At 58.3% G+C, this 18,732-nt stretch carries 14 protein-coding genes and 1 tRNA gene; 8 read left to right on the top strand and 7 right to left on the bottom strand.

Annotated features, from left to right (window positions below; translation table 11 throughout):
- Nucleotides 1-10 precede the first annotated feature (10 nt).
- The 7 genes from QZT71_RS02845 to QZT71_RS02815 form a co-directional block, all read right to left on the bottom strand.
- On the bottom strand, nucleotides 11-2,032 hold the full coding sequence (locus QZT71_RS02845; protein ID WP_295912179.1) for a urocanate hydratase: 2,022 nt from the start codon (nucleotides 2,030-2,032) through the stop codon (nucleotides 11-13).
- A gap of 5 nt (nucleotides 2,033-2,037) precedes the next feature.
- Nucleotides 2,038-3,735 (bottom strand): glutamate formimidoyltransferase, encoded by a 1,698-nt coding sequence (gene ftcD, locus QZT71_RS02840; RefSeq protein WP_295912176.1) that lies wholly within the window; start codon nucleotides 3,733-3,735, stop codon nucleotides 2,038-2,040.
- 227 nt (nucleotides 3,736-3,962) lie between these two features.
- Entirely contained in the window at nucleotides 3,963-5,945 is a 1,983-nt protein-coding gene (locus QZT71_RS02835; RefSeq protein WP_295912173.1) for a TonB-dependent receptor, read from the bottom strand.
- 390 nt (nucleotides 5,946-6,335) lie between these two features.
- A complete protein-coding gene (locus QZT71_RS02830) occupies nucleotides 6,336-7,628 on the bottom strand; it encodes a cysteate synthase (RefSeq protein ID WP_295912170.1) in 1,293 nt (430 codons plus the stop codon).
- Between the two features lie 19 nt (nucleotides 7,629-7,647).
- Complete coding sequence (nspC, locus tag QZT71_RS02825) at nucleotides 7,648-8,778, bottom strand: carboxynorspermidine decarboxylase (protein ID WP_295912167.1); 1,131 nt, start codon at nucleotides 8,776-8,778, stop codon at nucleotides 7,648-7,650.
- A gap of 399 nt (nucleotides 8,779-9,177) precedes the next feature.
- The gene (locus QZT71_RS02820) at nucleotides 9,178-10,293 is read right to left on the bottom strand and encodes an OmpA family protein (protein WP_295912164.1); all 1,116 of its coding nucleotides are present in this window, start codon (nucleotides 10,291-10,293) and stop codon (nucleotides 9,178-9,180) included.
- A 384-nt stretch (nucleotides 10,294-10,677) separates the two neighbouring features.
- Nucleotides 10,678-11,868 (bottom strand): saccharopine dehydrogenase family protein, encoded by a 1,191-nt coding sequence (locus tag QZT71_RS02815; protein WP_295912162.1) that lies wholly within the window; start codon nucleotides 11,866-11,868, stop codon nucleotides 10,678-10,680.
- Nucleotides 11,869-11,996: 128 nt separating this feature from the next.
- Here QZT71_RS02815 and QZT71_RS02810 point away from each other — a divergent pair.
- From QZT71_RS02810 to QZT71_RS12495, 8 genes are all read left to right on the top strand, one after another.
- Nucleotides 11,997-12,069, top strand: a tRNA-Lys gene (locus QZT71_RS02810).
- A 170-nt stretch (nucleotides 12,070-12,239) separates the two neighbouring features.
- Complete coding sequence (locus QZT71_RS02805) at nucleotides 12,240-13,304, top strand: nucleotidyltransferase family protein (protein ID WP_295912159.1); 1,065 nt, start codon at nucleotides 12,240-12,242, stop codon at nucleotides 13,302-13,304.
- A 472-nt stretch (nucleotides 13,305-13,776) separates the two neighbouring features.
- Nucleotides 13,777-14,316: a UpxY family transcription antiterminator gene (locus QZT71_RS02800; protein WP_295912156.1), complete on the top strand. Its 540-nt coding sequence runs from the start codon at nucleotides 13,777-13,779 to the stop codon at nucleotides 14,314-14,316.
- Nucleotides 14,317-14,361: 45 nt separating this feature from the next.
- On the top strand, nucleotides 14,362-15,753 hold the full coding sequence (locus QZT71_RS02795; RefSeq protein ID WP_295912153.1) for an undecaprenyl-phosphate glucose phosphotransferase: 1,392 nt from the start codon (nucleotides 14,362-14,364) through the stop codon (nucleotides 15,751-15,753).
- 14 nt (nucleotides 15,754-15,767) lie between these two features.
- Nucleotides 15,768-16,487: a WecB/TagA/CpsF family glycosyltransferase gene (locus QZT71_RS02790; protein ID WP_295912151.1), complete on the top strand. Its 720-nt coding sequence runs from the start codon at nucleotides 15,768-15,770 to the stop codon at nucleotides 16,485-16,487.
- A gap of 6 nt (nucleotides 16,488-16,493) precedes the next feature.
- The gene (gmd, locus tag QZT71_RS02785) at nucleotides 16,494-17,576 is read left to right on the top strand and encodes a GDP-mannose 4,6-dehydratase (RefSeq protein WP_295912149.1); all 1,083 of its coding nucleotides are present in this window, start codon (nucleotides 16,494-16,496) and stop codon (nucleotides 17,574-17,576) included.
- Nucleotides 17,577-18,656 (top strand): GDP-L-fucose synthase, encoded by a 1,080-nt coding sequence (locus tag QZT71_RS02780; RefSeq protein ID WP_295912146.1) that lies wholly within the window; start codon nucleotides 17,577-17,579, stop codon nucleotides 18,654-18,656.
- Between the two features lie 19 nt (nucleotides 18,657-18,675).
- Nucleotides 18,676-18,732, top strand: a 57-nt coding sequence (locus QZT71_RS12495) for a sugar phosphate nucleotidyltransferase (RefSeq protein WP_367112540.1), incomplete at its 3' end; no start/stop codon positions are given.

Below are 18,732 nucleotides of genomic sequence, written 5' to 3'. Positions count from 1 at the left end.
TAATCTGGGTTTATTCGTTTTCTTTTAATATGTTACGGATTAATTCTTCGTCGGCGGCATTAGGCAGGGTGACCTGCAGCCCGGGCGTGCGTTCCATTTCGCGGCGGATGGCCGACATGGCTCCCTCGTTACGCGCCCAGCTGCGGCGTGCGATGCCGTTGTTGACGTCCCACAGCAGCATTTCGCGGATGTGACGGTCGGCATCTTCCGAACCGTCGACCACCATGCCGAAACCGCCGTTGATGACCTCGCCCCAGCCTACGCCGCCGCCGTTGTGTATCGACACCCATGTAGCGCCGCGGAACGAATCGCCGATGACGTTCTGCACGGCCATGTCCGCCGTGAGGTTCGAACCGTCGTAGATATTCGACGTTTCGCGGTAAGGCGAATCGGTGCCCGACACGTCGTGGTGGTCGCGGCCCAGCACGACGGGAGCCGACAGGCGTCCGTCGGCAACCGCCCGGTTGAAAGCCTGCGCGATTTTGGTGCGTCCCTCGCTGTCGGCATAGAGGATACGGGCCTGCGAACCGACGACAAGGCAGTTGCGGCCGGCCTCGCGAATCCAATGGATGTTGTCGTCGAGCTGTCCGGCAATTTCGGCGGGCGCCGTGGCACGAATCTCCTCCAGCGCTTCGGCCGCAAGGCGGTCGGTGAGTTCGAGGTCTTCGGGCCTGCCCGAGGTGCAAACCCAGCGGAACGGCCCGAAACCGTAGTCGAAGAACATCGGGCCCATGATGTCCTGCACGTAGGAGGGATAGCGGAAACGCCCGCCCTCGCCCATCACGGCGGCCCCGGCGCGCGAAGCCTCCAGCAGGAACGCATTGCCATAGTCGAAGAAGTACATGCCCCGGGCGGTCAGCTTGTTGATGGCATCCACCTGACGGCGCAGCGACTCCTGCACGCACTCGCGGAAACGGGCGGGCTCCTCGGCCATCATCTTGTTCGAAGCCTCGTAGCTGACGTCCACGGGATAGTATCCTCCGGCCCACGGATTGTGGAGCGAGGTCTGGTCGGAACCGAGGTCTACGGGAACATCTTCGGCTGCAAGCCGCTCCCAAAGGTCGACGACATTGCCCACATAAGCCAGGGAAACCACTTCCCGGGCCGCACAGGCACGGCGGATACGGGGAATCAGTTCGTCGAGCGATTCGTGCAGTTCGTCGACCCACCCCTGCTCGTAGCGCTTCTGCGCCGCCTTGGGATTGATTTCGGCGATGACGCTCACCACGCCCGAGATATTGCCCGCCTTGGGCTGTGCGCCCGACATGCCGCCCAGTCCGGACGAAACGAAGAGCATACCCCGGGCATCCCGGCGGTCGGCGGTAAAACGCTTGCGCGCAGCGTTCATCACCGTGATGGTCGTGCCGTGGACGATGCCCTGCGGGCCGATATACATATAGGAACCGGCCGTCATCTGGCCGTATTGCGACACGCCGAGGGCGTTCAGGCGCTCCCAGTCGTCGGGCTTCGAATAGTTGGGAATCACCATGCCGTTGGTCACCACCACGCGCGGAGCGTCGGGATGCGACGGGAAAAGTCCGAGCGGATGGCCCGAGTACATCACCAGCGTCTGGCGGTCGCTCATCTCCGACAGGTACTTCATCGTCAGGCGGTACTGCGCCCAGTTCTGGAACACGGCGCCGTTGCCGCCGTAGGTAATCAACTCGTGCGGATGCTGCGCCACGGCCTTATCGAGGTTATTCTGAATCATCAGCATAATCGCGGCGGCCTGGCGGCACCGGCAGGGATATTCGTCGATCGGCCGCGCATACATCTCGTAGTCGGGCCGCAGGCGGTACATATAGATACGCCCGTACTTGCGCAGCTCCTCGGCAAACTCTTTCGCCAATACGGCGTGGTGTTTGGCCGGAAAGTAGCGCAGGGCGTTCCGGACAGCCAGCACCTCTTCCTCGGGCGTGAGTATCTCCTTGCGTTTGGGCGCATGGTTGATTTGTTTGTCATAAGGCTTCGCGGCGGGCAACCGGTCGGGAATACCCGCGCGGATATCGTTCTGGAACTCTTGCAGTGTCATAGGGCTTAAATTTTACTTTCCACGATGTTCAGCACCTCCCGTTCGGCGCATTCGGCGTCGGCCGCAATCGCATCGGCCTCGGCGACCAGCGCCTCGGCTACGGCGCGGTCTTTCAGTCCCGCGGCGTTGATGCGGACGTTAAGGGCGGCACCCAACACGGCGCTGCGGGCGGCCAATGCCCCCACGCCTGCGTCGGAAACCGAATTGGGATTGCCTCCGGCGGCCATGGCACGCACGATTTCGAAGACCCTGAACGCGGTTTTCATCGTCCGCAGGGGCACCTGCGTGGCATAGCGCGTAGCCTCCTGCAAAGCGGCGCTGCGGGCCGCCTTCTCCTCGTCGGTCGACTTGGGCATGGCGAAGACATCCATGATGCGGTTGAACGCCGCCGTATCCTCGTCCACGAGGTGCAGCAATTCGGCAAGCAATGCCTGCCCTTTGTCGGCCCAGTCGGAGAACTCCTCCCAGCGGTCGTCCCATCCCGCCTTGTGCGACGAGAGGTTGGCGACCATCGTGCCGAGGGCAGCCCCCAGCGCCCCCATATAGGCTGCAATCGAACCGCCGCCCGGCGCAGGAGATTCGCTCGCCGTTTCTTCGGCGAATCCCTTGCATGTCATATCGATAAGGCGCTTTTGCTTATCCTCCGCTTCAAGCAGGTATTCGATTACCTTTTCTGCGGGATCGAACGGTTTCAAATCGTCCAGCCCCATCGATTTGACGGCGATGCGGACGATTTCCTGTTCGGCGATACCCGTCGATCGGCGCTGCTTGCGGAGAAAATACTTGCCCGCCTCCACCAGGGCGCGTTTCGGTACGAGACCCACGATTTCGGTACCCGTCACGCGCACGCCGCGGGCATCGGCCTTGCGGCACACCTCGTCGAAAGCGACATGGAGTGGCGTCGTGGCAATGTCGGTAATGTTCATCGAAACCTGCGCAATGCCGTACTCCTCGATAAACCACCCGATGGCTTTCGTAGCACGGAGCGTACCGGGCTGCATGACAGGATTTCCGTCGGCGTCTTTCACCACCTTGCCCGTAATCGGATTGCCCTCGCGGACAGGGCGTCCTTTCTCGCGTACGTCGAACGCAATGGCGTTGGCGCGGCGCGTGGAGGTGGTATTGAGGTTGAAGTTCACGGCAATCAGGAAGTCGCGCGCCCCGACGACCGTGGCACCCGTGCGGGCAACCCCCTCGTCGAACGGCCGTGCACCGAAATCGGGCGCCGTATCTCCGTGCGCCAGTTTGTCGGGCAGCGCCTCGTATTCGCCCGCACGGCAAACCGCGAGGTTGCGCCGTTCGGGTGTACGGGCCGCAGCTTCGTAACAGTAGGTCGGGATGCGAAGCTCCGCAGCAATACGTTCGGCCAGTTTGCGGGCCAGTGCGGCGCACTCTTCGAGCGTGATGCCGGAAATCGGAATCAGGGGCAGCACGTCGGTAGCGCCCATGCGGGGATGCGCACCCTTGTGCCGGCGCATGTCGATCACTTCGGCAGCTTTCTTCACACCGGCGAAAGCCGCTTCGACGACAGCCTCGGGCGAGCCGACGAACGTAACGACGGTGCGGTTGGTCGCCTCGCCGGGATCGACGTCCAGCAATTTGACGCCCCCAGAGGATTCGATGGCCGATGTGATTTGCCGGATTACCGCCTTGTCGCGCCCCTCGCTGAAATTAGGAACGCATTCCACGATTCTTTTCTCCATATAGTTATGCTGATTTGATTTCTTATGCTTCAAATATAACAATTTTCCGAAATAAATCGTGTAAATCCGTAACGAAAAAAGGCCTTTCTTATTTTGAAATAACAGGATTCGGGAGATTTCGGCAGGATCAGAAGAGTGAAAGCCACTCCGGGAAGTCCCATACGACCAAAAAAGCCCGGCGCATCTGACGCCGGGCCGGAGTTGCAACCGGATAAAAAAGGAATCGCCTAACGGCCGATGGTCAGCACGACGCCGCCCGTAACCCACGCCCCGGGCAGGCGGATGCCGCCCAGGTCGCAGTAACGCGAATCGGTGATGTTCGTCGCATCGAGGTAGAGGCGGCAGACGCCTTTTTCCCACTGGAGCCGGCCGTCGAGCAGGAAATAGGGCTCGTAGTCGCGAATCCGGGAAACGGATGCATCGCCCGGAACCGGATAGTGGGTATAGCTGCCGTTGCGGTCGTAAACCGAAGCGGTCAGTACCAGCGACATCCTGCGCAGGAAATGCACCCCGACGGCCAGCGACGCCTTATGGCGCATGAAATCCATGGCGCTTTTGGCGACGATATCCGTATTGCGGTCGGTGGAAATATAACCGTACGACATGGTCACGCTCCGCAGGAAACCCTCGGGAGCCACATAACCGCCCGAAAGCTCGACGCCGTAGGTGTCGAGGCGGCTGGCCTGCTCGGAATGCCATTTACCGTCCATATCCTCGCGCCACACCCAGTCGATGATGTCGCGTCCGGCACGGTAGTAGGTTTGCAGCGAGGCGCTCCAGCGGCCTTTCGCATAATCTGCGCCGATACGGTAGGTGACGGCCTTTTCCGGCGTCAGGTCGAGGTTGTTGACCTGTGCCGGGGAGGAGTAATAGAGGTCGGTGAAAGTCGGCAGGCGCATGGACTGAAACACCCCGGCTCCGAGGTGCAGCCCGGCGAGGGGTTCGTAACCGCCCGCGATGCTCCACAGCGCCGAAGTGCCGTAGGGCGTGAAGCTGCCCCCGGCGGAAACCGCAGCATCGAACCGCCGCCACCGTTTGGCGTGGCGCAGCCAGAGGTTGCCCGTATGGCGGGCCTTGGCATGCGTATAGTGTCCGTGCGGTTTCGAAAGCGCTTCGCCGAGGTTGGTGCTGTAAATGTGGTTGAAAGCGTAATCGCCGCCGAGCGAAGTCGTACCCGCAAGCCAGCCGCAGTCGACCCACAGTTTCGCGCCGGCATTGTCGGTATTGTGGCGGTTCATGGCGGTGCCGCGCGTCCAGTCGTAGCGGTCGAAGTTCTTGCGGTAACTCGCTGCGGCGCCGAACGAAAAGCGTCCGGTATCTTTCAGCCACCGCAGCGACGCCAAAGCCGTGGATGTGCCCTCCCACTGATCGGGATTGTAGGCGGCATAAAATCCGTTGGAGCCGAACGCCCGATCCTGATAACCTGCCTGCAGGTCGAAGTATCCGGCGCGGCGCGCATCGTAGGCCGCACGCACGAAAGCGTTGTAGTTGGTGAAATCGGTATTGTGACGGTAGCCGTCGCTGCGACGGTAGGAGCCCGCCGCCAACACGGACAGGCGTCCCGAGGTCACTGCGCCCGAAAGATTCGCATAGGCGTAGCCGTGCTGTCCTCCCGTCCCCTCGAAACGCAGGTAAGTGGGTTTGAGTGGCGCCGTGCGGATATTCACCGCTCCGGCGAAAGCCCCGACGCCCGGCACGCCGTCCAGCAAATCGACCGCCGAAATGCAGTCGATGTCGACGGGCAGCGAGTGGGACTGGTGCCCGGTGCGGGCGTCCGTAAAATCAATCCCGTTGAGAAGTACCATGGTTTGGTCGAAAGAGCCTCCCCGGATGAAGATGTCGGCCTGCATGCCCTTGCCCCCGCGTTCGCGGATATCGACCGACGGTACGAGGCGCAGGGCGGACTCCAGGGTCTGGACGGGCGCTGCGGCCTGTGCTTTCCGGTCGAAAAGCGGGGTTTGCGATTGTACGTTGCGCGTCGGGGCAGACTGGCTGCCCGATATGCCGACCTCGTCAATCCTCAAAGTCTTGAGGATGGCGGCCGTATCGGCATCGTGCGCAGACGCACTGTGCGTCGCGAGCAAGAGAATCGACATCGTCACGGCGAGGACTCCGATGGTCACATGGCGGTGCAGGCTCGCAAAGGCCGACCAGCCTTTGCGGCTCCAACGCCTGAAGCAGGGAGTCTGCTTGGTTCGGATGTTTTTCATCTTGAATTTTGTTGGGTTAATAAAAAAATCAGCGGTTCGGGGAGGGCCCGGCTGCACGCCCTGTTTCCAAACCGCTGCAAAGGTATATTTTTCCGGCAGTTTTCCGGCGGTTCCGGCCATTTTCTTTTCCGGCGCCCTGCGTTTCCGGAGTTTCATCCCGACACTGGCACAGGAAACAGCCGTGCGGGAAATTGGAGCAGGACGGTATCCGGCATGATCAGGCACCGTAAGTAAAACGGATGTTCGGGCAGGCGCCGGCATAGTCCCACACCGCCCCCTGCCGGCACATTTCATCACTGCGGACAAAGCAGGTTGCCCGGCAAGTGTGCGGGCCGCTCAAAACTCGTCAATAAAACAATAATCCGGCTGATAGCCGGATTATATGAAAAATCAGTTGAACAGGGCCTCGACCTTGGCGACCACGTCGTCGACATCGGGTTCGAGCGGGAAGACATGGCTGGGTTTGAGGTACCAGAGCTCCTTGCCCTCCTTGAAATGCTCCTCGCCGCCGCCCGTGATGTTGAGCATGACGGTAGCGTCCTTTTCGACCTTGCCCGCGGCAACCGCATTGACAAGCGACGCCAGCGCAACGCCCGCCGCGGAGTAGATATCCACGCCTTCCAGCTCCTTGAAGAGTTTGCGGGCCTTGCGGGCCATGGCGTTCGTCGCAACGAAGAACTCGCCGCCGGTAGCTTTCAGCGCATCGTACAGGCCACCGGTGATACCGTAAGGGGGCCGGCGGTTGGAGAGCACCTTGGCGTCGATAATCTCCGCATCGCGGCGCGCCTTGTCGTCCTCGTAAGGCAGCATCTTGCGCGAATCGGCCTGCCATGCGTCGTACATCGGCACGAAAGGCGCATTCTGCGACACCATGATTTTCATGGTATTCGACCCGAAACGGCCGTCCTCAATCAGGCGCATGTTGGCCTCCCAGGCGGCAATGGCGCCCGTGCCGCTGCCCACGGCCTGGAAATAGTAATCGGGAATACGGCCGATGGTCGTAACGGCCGAAAGCACCGTGCAGGCCATGCCGTCACGGCGGGCAATATTCTTCGCGCCGCCCTCGGCATAAAAACCGGGGCCTTTCAGGGCGATGTCGCTCAAATGGATGGCATCGAAATAGTCGCCGCCTTTATCGCAGGAAATGAGTTTCACGCAGGGATTCAGCGGATGTTCGAACCACAGCGCCTCGATATTGTCGTAGGGAACCGACAACAGCAGTTTGATATTATTGTCGGAGCAGACCTTGGCGAACGCGCGCGCCGTATTGCCGGCCGAAGCCACGACGAGCACCCTCTCTTCGTGTTCGGCGGCACGGCCGCAAACCGAAAAGGCTTCGGTTTCCTTGAACGAGCAGGTCGACATCGTAGCGCCGATAGCCGGATAGTAGCCGTTGAACGTAATCCAGAGGTTTTCCAGCCCGAGATGCGCGGCCAGCCCTTTGCTCTTGTAGGTCACGGGAGCCGAGGAGCCTTTGAGGATACGCCGCACCGGCATCCAGTCGCAGAACTTGTAAAGGCCGTATTCGGCAGGTTTCACTTCGAGCTGCCTGCGGGCATATTTGGCACGGATAAGCGACGGGGTCTTGCACTGCGGATCGGCGAGCATCCAGCCCGCATCCTCGAATTCACGGCCCGTAGCAACGCACTCGAGCGTGTAGGGAGTAGGTGTAAAATCTTTCATTTATCTTAGTTTGTACTGTTTACGACATGCGGTTCCTGAAATCCTCGTAGCCGAACTCACGGACGACGTCCACGCGTCCGTCGCGGCGCACAATGACGATCGCGGGATGCGCCACGCCATTGAACATCGTGGTTTTGACCATCGTATAGTGAATCATATCTTCGAAAACGATGCGCTCGCCCACTTTCAGTTCATGGTCGAAAGCCCAGTCGCCGTAGTAGTCGCCCGCGAGGCAGCTCGTACCGCCCATGCGCCAGCGCTTTTCCCCTGCAGCGGGCTCGTGCGCCCCGACAATGGCGGGCTTGTAGGGCATTTCGAGGCAGTCGGGCATGTGGCAGGCGAACGACACATCGAGCATGGCCGTATGCACGCCGCTGTTTTCGACAATATCCTCGACCGTCGACACCAGGCACCCCGTGCGCCAGGTGAAAGCGCTGCCCGGCTCGAGAATCAAGCGCAGGTGCGGATGGCGTGCACGGAAATCCCGCAGGATGGCAATCAGCTCGTCGCAATCGTATTCGGCATGGGTCATCAGGTGCCCGCCGCCCATATTGAGCCATTTGATGCGGTCGAGATACTGCCCGAAATGTTTCTCGACAGCCTCCAGCGCCAGTTTCAGGTGGTGCGGGCGCGACTCGCACAACACATGGAAATGCAATCCCTCGACTCCGTCCGGAAGTTCTTTCAGCTCATCGGCCGTAATGCCGAGGCGCGAGCCGGGAACACAGGGGTTGTAGAGGTCGGTTTCCACGGGCGAATATTGCGGATTGATGCGCAGGCCGCATGAAATGCCGCGCAGCAGGGCCATCGGGCCGAAGCGCTCGAACTGTGCGACGGAGTTGAACGTGATGTGGTCGCTGCAACGCAGTATCTCCCCGATATTGCGGTCGGTATAGACCGGAGCGTATGTGTGGGCGGGTTTGCCGTACTCCTCGAAAACGAGCCTCGCCTCGGCGGCGGAACTGGCCGTCGCACCGTCGGAGTGCTTCGCCAGTTCGGGAAAAATGCTCCACATGGCGCAAGCCTTCAGGGCAACGATAATTTCGGCGCCCGATTCGCGGCGTACACGGTCGATTATCGCCAAGTTACGATCCAGCAACGCCTCGTCGAGGACGTAGCACGGAGAAGGCAGTTTCAAGAAGTCAATCATCGAAGTGTTTTCAGTTGGATTTCATCCGTCGTTTTCCCGGTACGGCACACTCCGGAAAAGTCCGGATGCCGTTTTCGCACGGCGAAAACTTTCAAAACAGTTGCAAAAATAGCAATTTCCACGCTAAAACCGCGCGGCAGACAACGGGAATTTCAACGAAATAGGTATTTATACTTACCGCACGGAAACCCGGCAGGAGGCATTCGTCGTTCCGCCAAACTCAACGACCGGGCGAAGCCGAAGGTGTAAAGGCGGAAGGTGGGACCGCAGGACGGATAACAGAGGAGCGGATAGCGCAAACAAACACGCGGGACACCGCATGCGTCGTGTCCGACGCCGAAGGCAAATAAAATGCGGCGGCAGGAATCCTGCCGCCGCATACCCGAGTCCGACACCGGACTATTTTGCGATACAGATGCTCACGCGGTTTTTCTCGACCCCGGGGAAAGGCTGGACGGTATCGCCCTTGCCGTCGACACGGATACGCCCGGCGGCGATACCCGCAGCTTTGAGGGCTGCAGCGACGCTTTCGGCGCGCTGGCGGGAGATTTTCAGGTTGACGGCGTTCGAACCCGTCGCGGCATCGGCATAACCGGTAACTTCGACGTTCGCGTCCGGGTTGGCTTTCAGGTATTCAACCAGCGCCGTAATTTTCGACTTTTCCGTGTCGCGCACCTGTGCGGAACCAATCCGGAAGAAAATATCCTCACGCAGGGGTGCGGGTTTTTCGGCCACGGCAGGCTTTTCAGCCGCAACGGGAGCAGCCTCCTGCACGGCCGGTGTCCGGGGCTTTTCAGCCGGGGGTGTCGTCTGAACCGGAGCCGCAACGACGGCAGCGGGCTGCGACTTTTTATGGTTTTTACCGAAACGGAACGTCAATCCGGCCAGCGCATTGAACTGCCAGTCGAGATTGCCCGCCTTTTTCGAATTATACTTGTCGGAGAGCATGTTCGTATTCACCTCCACACCCAGCAGCACACAGTCCGAGAGGCGGAAGTTCACACCCGCGCCCAAACGCCCGGCGACGAACGCCTTGCTGCCCGACCAGATGTTGCCCAACGCATACCCTTTGTCGTTCAGCGCATTGGCTTCGTCGTTATCGAACGCCCCGTTCACGCCCACACCGGCGAACAGGTAGGGATTGACAGTACGCACGGGATTGAAACGTCCGAACAGGTTGGCTAAATCGAGCGTTGCCTCGACATTCCCCTGCAGGTACTTGTATTGGTAGACGTTTTCGGGGGACACCCACGCCCCCTTGCTCTGCCAGCCGCTCAAACCGAAGCGCAGGCCCCACACGGGCGAGAACTGATACCCGGCCGAAAACGCCGCGGCAGGCGACACCAGTTTGCCGAAACTTCCCTCCCCCAACGTATAGGAGGCTCCGCCTTGCAACTGCATGAACCAATGCCGGTTGAATTCCGTTTTTTCACTCTCTTTCGCAGATCCTGCGAAAGCGGTCGCCGTGCACATCGCAAGCGCACCAGCAGCACATAGGATACATTTCATTTTCATAGCATACAAATGGGTTTGTTGACGGCCCAAAGATAATAAAAACGTATCATTTATCATACACATAATACAATGAAAAATAGTGCCCGGGCCGGAAAAGGAAACGGAGAAACCGGAAAAAGCTCGACACACCCAGCGCAGCCGTTTCCGCTCCGGCGATGAAGAGAGGGCATGCACCATGCCGGACGCAGCGTCAAGCCGGAACGGGAAGAACGACAGTACCGCAGGAGCGGACGGCAAACGGACAAAAAACAGGCATGTAAGCTGGCGCAGAAACAAACAGCAAACCGTCGAATAGACAAACAGACAAATACGTGCTGTCACAAAAAAAGCGCAGACAGGATTACCCTGTTTGCGCTTTTCAGACTTGCAACCGATGTTTGCCAATCAGACTTCGATGTCCACATCGAACAGTTCATGCCACGGGAGCCCCTGCTCGCCCAGTTCGGCCAGGAACGGATCGGGATCGAACTCTTCGACATTGAACACCCCGGCGCCGCGCCAGAGCCCCTTGGCCCACATCGATGCGCCCAACGCGGCAGGTACGCCCGTCGTAAAGCTAACAGCCTGCGTGCCGGTTTCCTTGAAAGCCTGCTCGTGGTCGCAGTTATTATAAATATAGTAAGTACGCTCCTTGCCGTCCTTGATACCGCGGATGCGGCAGCCGATGGAAGTCTGGCCGTGATAGTTGGCACCCAGCGACTTGGGATCGGGAAGCACGGCCTTGAGGAACTGAATCGGAACGATCTCGACGCCATTGTAGATAATCGGGTCGATACGGGCCATACCGATATTCTGAATCACGCGCAGGTGCGTGAGGTACTCCTGCCCGAACGTCATCCAGAAGCGCGCACGCTTGATAGTCGGATAATTCTTGACGAGCGACTCCAACTCTTCGTGGTAGATTACATAGGACTCGCGTTCGCCGATACCCGGGTAGTTGAGCGAGCGGTGTATCTCGTGCGGTTCGGTCACCACCCACTCGCCGTTTTCGAAATAACGACCTTTCTGCGTCACCTCACGGATATTAATCTCGGGGTTGAAATTCGTGGCGAAAGCCATGCCGTGATTGCCGGCATTGCAGTCCACGATGTCGAGGTAGTGGATTTCGTCGAAATGGTGCTTGGCGGCGTAAGCCGTGAAAATAGCCGTGACGCCCGGGTCGAAACCGCAGCCGAGGATTGCCGTAAGGCCGGCAGCCTTGAAGCGATCCTGATAGGCCCACTGCCACGAATATTCGAAATGCGCCTCGTCCTTGGGCTCGTAGTTCGCCGTATCGAGGTAGTTGCAGCCGCACTCGAGGCAGGCGTCCATAATGGTCAGATCCTGGTAAGGAAGCGCCACATTGACGACGATGTCGGGCTTGAACGCACGGAACAGCTCGCACAGTTCGGACACGTTGTCGGCATCGACCTGCGCGGTCTTCACGCGGTTGCCGCCGATAACCGCCGCCACGGCATCGCATTTGGATTTGGTACGGCTGGCCAGCATCACGTCCGTAAAGACGGGATTGGCGGCGATTTTCTGGGTGACGACCGTTCCGACGCCTCCGGCACCGATAATTAACGCTTTACACATAGGTAATATGGGTTTAAATTAATTTTTTCGCTATAACGCCTACAAAAATATCGTTTTATTTTGGTAAAACAAAAATATTATCTACATTTGCACCACCAAAAACGGGAAACCCCCTGCTTGGTATCGGAGATTCCGTAGCTCAGCTGGTAGAGCACAACACTTTTAATGTTGGGGTCCTGGGTTCGAGCCCCAGCGGGATCACGGAAAAAGAGTGGAAAACTCACAAAACGCCCTATCCACAGGGCGTTTTTTCTGTTTCTATTCAAACCGGCCCGCATACGAAAACACGGCGTTCGCATCCGGAACGCATTGATTATTCGGAGAAATTCCGTATCTTTGCCCCACGACGCTCAACCATTCACCACACACCGATGCCTTTGGACAAAGACACGCAACATTTCCTGCAACTGCTGTGCTGCGGACTGAAAACCGCACCTCCCCCGGCAACAGGCGAGGCCGTTTCCCCCGAATCGTGGGAACACATCTACCGTACAGCAGTGAACCAGGGCGTATGTGCCATTACGTGGGACGGCGTACAGCGTTTGCCCGCAGACCGGCAGCCGCCCCGGGAATTGCGCCTCCGGTGGGCGTTGGCGGCCGATGAACTGGAGAAACGATACCTCCGCCAGCGGCAAACGGCCTCGGCGCTGGCGGCACGCTTCGCAGAAAACGGGCTCCGCATGCTGGTGCTGAAAGGAGTCGGTTTGAGCGAGGACTACCCTATCCCGGCACACCGGGAATGCGGGGACATCGACATCTATTCTTTCGGGAAGGCGGAGCAAGCAGACCGCGTGTTACAGAAAATCGGAGCGCAACTGTACAGCGACGTCCCGAAGCATTCGGAATACCTCTGGCAGGGGGTGCAAATCGAAAACCACCGAACGCTTCTGAACGTCAAGCGCAACCGCACCGAGCAGGAACTGAACGCGCTACTGACCGGCCTGCTGTACCGGGAAGGCACGCACGAGGCGGGCAACGGCATGGAAACGCCGCCGGCGACTTTCAATGCGATTTTTCTGATCCGCCATGCCGCCGTACATTTCCCGAAAGAGGGCATCGTATTAAGACACCTCTGCGACTGGGCCTGCTTCCTCGAGCGCCACTGGCCCGAGGTCGACCACCGTCAATTCGAATCGGCAATGGCAGCCGGCCGTATGGAGCGGTTCGCAGCGCTGATGACAGCCGCCGCAATCCGGTATCTGGGGGCAGGCGTTCCCGAGCCGGAACACGATGCCGCCCGGCTCGAACGGTTCATGCAGGAGGTATTCACCGCCGGCCCCGTATCGGACAAACCGCTCGCCAAACTGTACAGGAAATTTTGCGGCCCCCTGCACAACCGCTGGCGCCTGCGCTACGCGCTGCGGACGCCCTTGCGGCGCTTCTACTGGGATACGCTCCGGGCACAATGGAACGAAAAATTCACCGTGTTCAAATAACGCCTCTTTCCGGGCAACGGAAGCCCCGTACACGGACAATGCTTCCGCCACATGACACAAATCAGCCCGGAAAATCCCCGAAAACAAGAAATTACGGGCGATTTTCGCGCCTCCATGACGGAAAAACAGCAGGCCGTGTTTGGGGATTCAAAATAAAGAGTTATATTTGCATCGTAAAAAAACGCAAAATATGCACTGTTTAGTGCGTACGAGCAAAACACGAGGACATAAAGAGGCGCAAAACTGGTAAGTCCAGCCCTTTTTGTGTCCTTTATTGTTTACAGCGCAAACGGAAACGAGCACCCGGGCCTAACGGCCGGATTGGCGGATATGGAAAATTTCGTATCTTTGCGTTCACGGGAAAAAGATGCGCAGGCCCTATCGTAGGGATGCGCATGAGAGAGTGACCAAAATCCAATTTCGACAAGTAACAACCGCGCCTTTTTTGCGGAGGTGTCCCCAGGGTATGCCCATGGCAGAAACAACGGAAAAGATACAACAATGGTACGCGATACGCGTCACGTACAGTCGGGAGCTGCTCGTGAAAAGCCATCTGGACAATATCGGCATCGAAAACTACGTGCCGATGCACTTCGCCGAACGCACGTACGGCAATAAAAGGCGCAAAGTTTGGGAACCGCTCGTCCACAACCTGCTGTTCATCCGCACGTCGGCGGACAACCTGAAAAAACTCAAAGCCGACACTACCCTGCCGATCCGCTACATCATGGACCGGGAAACCCGGGTGCCGACGGTGATTCCCGAACGGCAGATGCAGGATTTCATGGCGGTCGTGGCCACGCGGAACGAACACGTGGAAATCGTGTCACCGCAGGACGTCGACCTGACAAGCGGCGACAAAGTCCGGGTCACGGACGGAATCTTCGCCGGAATCGAAGGCCGGTACATCCGCCACAAGGGGCACAGCAAAGTGGCCGTGGCGATCGGCAATGTGGCAACGGCGCTGACTGCTTACGTCCCGTCAAAATTCATCGAGAAAATCAACGAATAACAAACGCGGTTAATACGAAAATTAACGCCTCTAAATTTTCGGTATATGAAACAAGTCATGCAGGAGTCTTTACTCATAAAGCTTCCTGTCATCATCGGAGATCTATTTATACTGAATCTATCCTGGATATTCGCGCTCACGCTGTATCCGCAGCCCGCCTATATCGCCCACTCGCTGGAGATATTCGCCTGCCTCAATATCTGTTTCATACCGGGCCTTTCCTGGTTCGGCGTAGTGCTTTCATCACGCATCGTTCCCTACGAGGAAATCATCCGCCGCGTATTCTACGTCGTACTCTGCCATTTAGGATTCTACACGCTCATCCAGACCGTATGGAGCTACGGCCTGCTGCCGCTGCACCTGATAGGGACATTCTACATAGCGCTAACGGTCATGCTGATGCTGTGGCGCTACATCTGCCGCGTCGTGGTGAAAATCACCCGCGGGCACGGCCGCAATACGCGCCATGTAGTCATCATCGGCAGCAAGGACAATGCGCTCGAGGTATACCACGAAATGGTGGACAACACCAGTACGGGATACCGCGTAGTCGGATTTTTCAGCAACCACGAGGATCGTCCGCTGCCCGACACCCCGCGCCTCGGCACCGTGGAAGACGCCCTGCCGTGGCTGCAAGACCACCGGGTCGACGAGGTATACTGCTGCCTGTCGACCGACCGCTACGGAGAAGAAATCTTTCCCATCATGGATCTCTGCGAGAACAACTTTATCCGCTTCTTCTACGTACCCAACCTGCGCAACTACATGAAGCGTGCGATGAACCTCGAACTGTTGGGCAATGTGCCGATTCTCTACATCCGGGAGGAGCCGCTGCGACAGGCCTCGAACCGTTTCATCAAACGGGCGTTCGACATCGTGGTTTCGTCCGTATTCCTCTGCACCGCATTCCCGTTCGTATATATCTTCGTCGCCATCGGCACCAAGCTGACTTCGAAAGGGCCGGTATTCTTCATACAGGAGCGCAGCGGCGAAAACGGGCAGACATTCGGCTGCATCAAATTCCGGTCGATGCGCGTCAACGACGATGCGGACAGGCTCCAGGCAACCAAGGACGATCCCCGCAAAACCAAATTCGGCGATTTCCTGCGCCGCTCGAGCATCGACGAACTTCCCCAGTTCATCAACGTGCTGAAAGGCGACATGTCCCTCGTAGGGCCGCGTCCGCACATGCTCCAGCACACCGAACAATACTCGAAACTCATCAACAAATATATGGTACGCCACCTGATTAAGCCCGGCATCACCGGATGGGCGCAGGTAACCGGCTACCGCGGCGAAACCCACGAGTTGAGCCAGATGGAGGGCCGTGTGCGCCGCGACATCTGGTATCTTGAGAACTGGTCGCTGCTGCTCGACATCCGCATCATATTCAAAACGATGCTGAATGCGCTGAAGCAGGATGAAAATGCCTATTGACGATTAATCGTAACATGTTGCGTCTGCGAGAAATCCGGCTGCTGGGCAGCCGGCAGGCCCTGTCGGCCCTGCCCGACGGGAAACTTCTGATAAACACAATCAACGCGCACTCCTACAATACGGCCCGGAAAGACCCCGTATTCGCGGAGGCTTTGTGCAACGGCGGCGTCCTGATACCCGACGGGGCGGGCATCGTCAAAGCCGTCAAATACCTGAAAAAAGAGTCCCTGGAACGAATCGCCGGAGCCGATCTCTTCGCCTATGAAATGGAAAAACTCAACGCGAAAGGCGGCACCTGTTTCTTCCTCGGCAGCAGCGAAAAAGTGCTGGAACTGATTCGCAGGCGCGCCGCGGCGGATTACCCCTCAATCCGGGTAATAACGCTCTCGCCGCCCTTCAAGGCGGAATTCTCCGACGCCGAGAACCGTGCGATGATCGACGCAGTAAATGCGGCTGCGCCCGATTTGCTGTGGATAGGCATGACCGCCCCGAAGCAGGAGAAGTGGGCCTACACGCACCTGCCGGAACTCAAGGTGAACTGCCATATCGGAACCATCGGCGCCGTTTTCGATTTTTATGCGGGTACGGTACGGCGTGCCCCGCTCGCATGGCAGGAGCACGGCTTCGAATGGCTGTACCGGCTGTTGAAAGAGCCTCGCAGGATGTGGCGGCGCTACCTGCTCGGAAACACCGCATTCATCTGGAATATCCTAAAAGAAAAATACAATTTCTAAATTATCATGGCTAAAATTGCACTAATCACCGGCATTACGGGACAGGACGGATCGTTCCTGGCGGAATTCTTATTGGAAAAAGGGTACGAAGTCCACGGCATCATCCGCCGTTCGTCGTCGTTCAACACCGGACGTATCGAGCACCTCTACCTCGACGAATGGGTACGCGACATGAAGCAGAAACGCCTCATCAACCTCCACTACGGCGACATGACCGACTCGTCGTCGCTCGTGCGCATCATCCAGACCGTGCAGCCGGACGAAATCTACAACCTCGCGGCACAGTCGCACGTCAAGGTGTCGTTCGACGTACCCGAATACACGGCCGATGCCGACGCCGTGGGCACGCTGCGCCTGTTGGAGGCCGTGCGCATCCTCGGGCTCGAGAAAAAATGCCGCATCTACCAGGCTTCGACCTCGGAACTGTTCGGCAAAGTGCAGGAAGTCCCCCAAAAGGAAACCACGCCGTTCTATCCCCGTTCCCCCTACGGCGTCGCGAAACAATACGGATTCTGGATTACCAAGAACTACCGCGAATCGTACGGCATGTATGCCGTGAACGGCATCCTGTTCAACCACGAATCGGAGCGACGCGGCGAAACGTTCGTCACACGCAAAATCTCGCTGGCCGCAGCACGTATCGCACAGGGCTTCCAGGACAAACTCTATCTGGGCAACCTCAATTCGCTGCGCGACTGGGGATACGCCAGGGATTACGTGGAGTGCATGTGGCTAATCCTGCAGCACGACACCCCGGAAGACTTCGTGATCGCCACGGGCGAATATCATACCGTACGCGAATTCACGACGCTGGCATTCAGCGAAGTCGGCATCTCGCTCCGTTGGGAGGGCGAAGGCGCAGACGAGAAAGGCATCGACGCGAAGAGCGGCAAGGTGCTCGTGGAGGTCGACCCGAAGTACTTCCGCCCCGCCGAAGTGGAGCAGCTGTTGGGCGACCCGACCAAGGCCCGGACACTGCTCGGATGGAATCCCCGCAAGACGTCGTTCCCCGAACTGGTGAGAATCATGGTGGAACACGACATGAAATTCGTGAAAAAACTTTATCTTCGTTCGAAACTGGAGGCATAAATGGAAAAATCCGCAAAAATATACGTAGCCGGACACCGCGGTCTGGTCGGCTCCGCAATCTGGAACAACCTGCTCGCAAAAGGCTATACGAACCTAATCGGCCGCACGCACAGGGAACTGGATCTGATGGACTGCATGGCTGTAAAGCGGTTCTTCGACGAAGAGCGGCCCGACTACGTCATACTCGCGGCGGCGCACGTGGGCGGCATCATGGCCAACAACACTTATCGGGCGGATTTCATCTACGAGAACCTGCAGATACAGCAGAACGTCATCGGCGAGGCATTCCGCCACGACGTAAAAAAACTGCTGGCACTCGGCTCGACCTGCATCTATCCGCGCGACTGTCCCCAGCCGATCAAGGAGGAATACCTGCTGACGGGCGAACTGGAGTATACCAACGAGCCCTATGCCCTCTCGAAAATCGTTGGCCTGAAAATGTGTGAAAGTTTCAATCTCCAGTACGGTACCAACTACATCGCCGTGATGCCGACGAACCTGTACGGGCCCAACGACAATTTCCATCTGGAGAACTCGCACGTCATGCCGGCCATGATTCGCAAAGTGTTCCTCTCGCACTGCATGCGCCAAGGAAACTGGGACGCCGTCCGGGCCGACATGAACCTCCGGCCGGTAGAGGGCACCAACGGATCGGCCACGCAGGAACAGATAACAGCCGTGCTCGCCAAATACGGCATCGCAGCCGACACGGTGACCCTGTGGGGCACGGGCAAACCATTGCGCGAATTCCTCTGGTCGGAAGAGATGGCCGACGCAAGCGTCTTCATCATGGAGCACGTCGATTTCAAGGATGTGCGCGGCGAAGGCAAAGAGGTGCGCAACTGCCACATCAACATAGGTACAGGCAAAGAGATCGCCATCGGCGATTTGGCCCGCCTGATTGTGAAGACCGTGGGCTACGGCGGTGAACTGCGTTTCGACACATCGAAACCCGACGGAACGCCCCGCAAGCTGTGCGACGTCACGAAACTCCACACCCTCGGCTGGCATCACAAAATCGAAATCGAAGAGGGCGTGCGCAAACTTTACGAATGGTATCGCCGGAGTATTGAGGCATAAACAATTCTAAACACCCGACATGATGAAAGGCATTGTATTGGCAGGGGGTAGCGGTAGTCGCCTGTATCCTATAACG

The sequence above is a fragment of the uncultured Alistipes sp. genome, assembly GCF_902388705.1.
In the GTDB taxonomy this organism is placed as follows: Bacteria; Bacteroidota; Bacteroidia; order Bacteroidales; family Rikenellaceae; genus Alistipes.
This window is presented reverse-complemented; position numbering and strand designations above follow the sequence as displayed.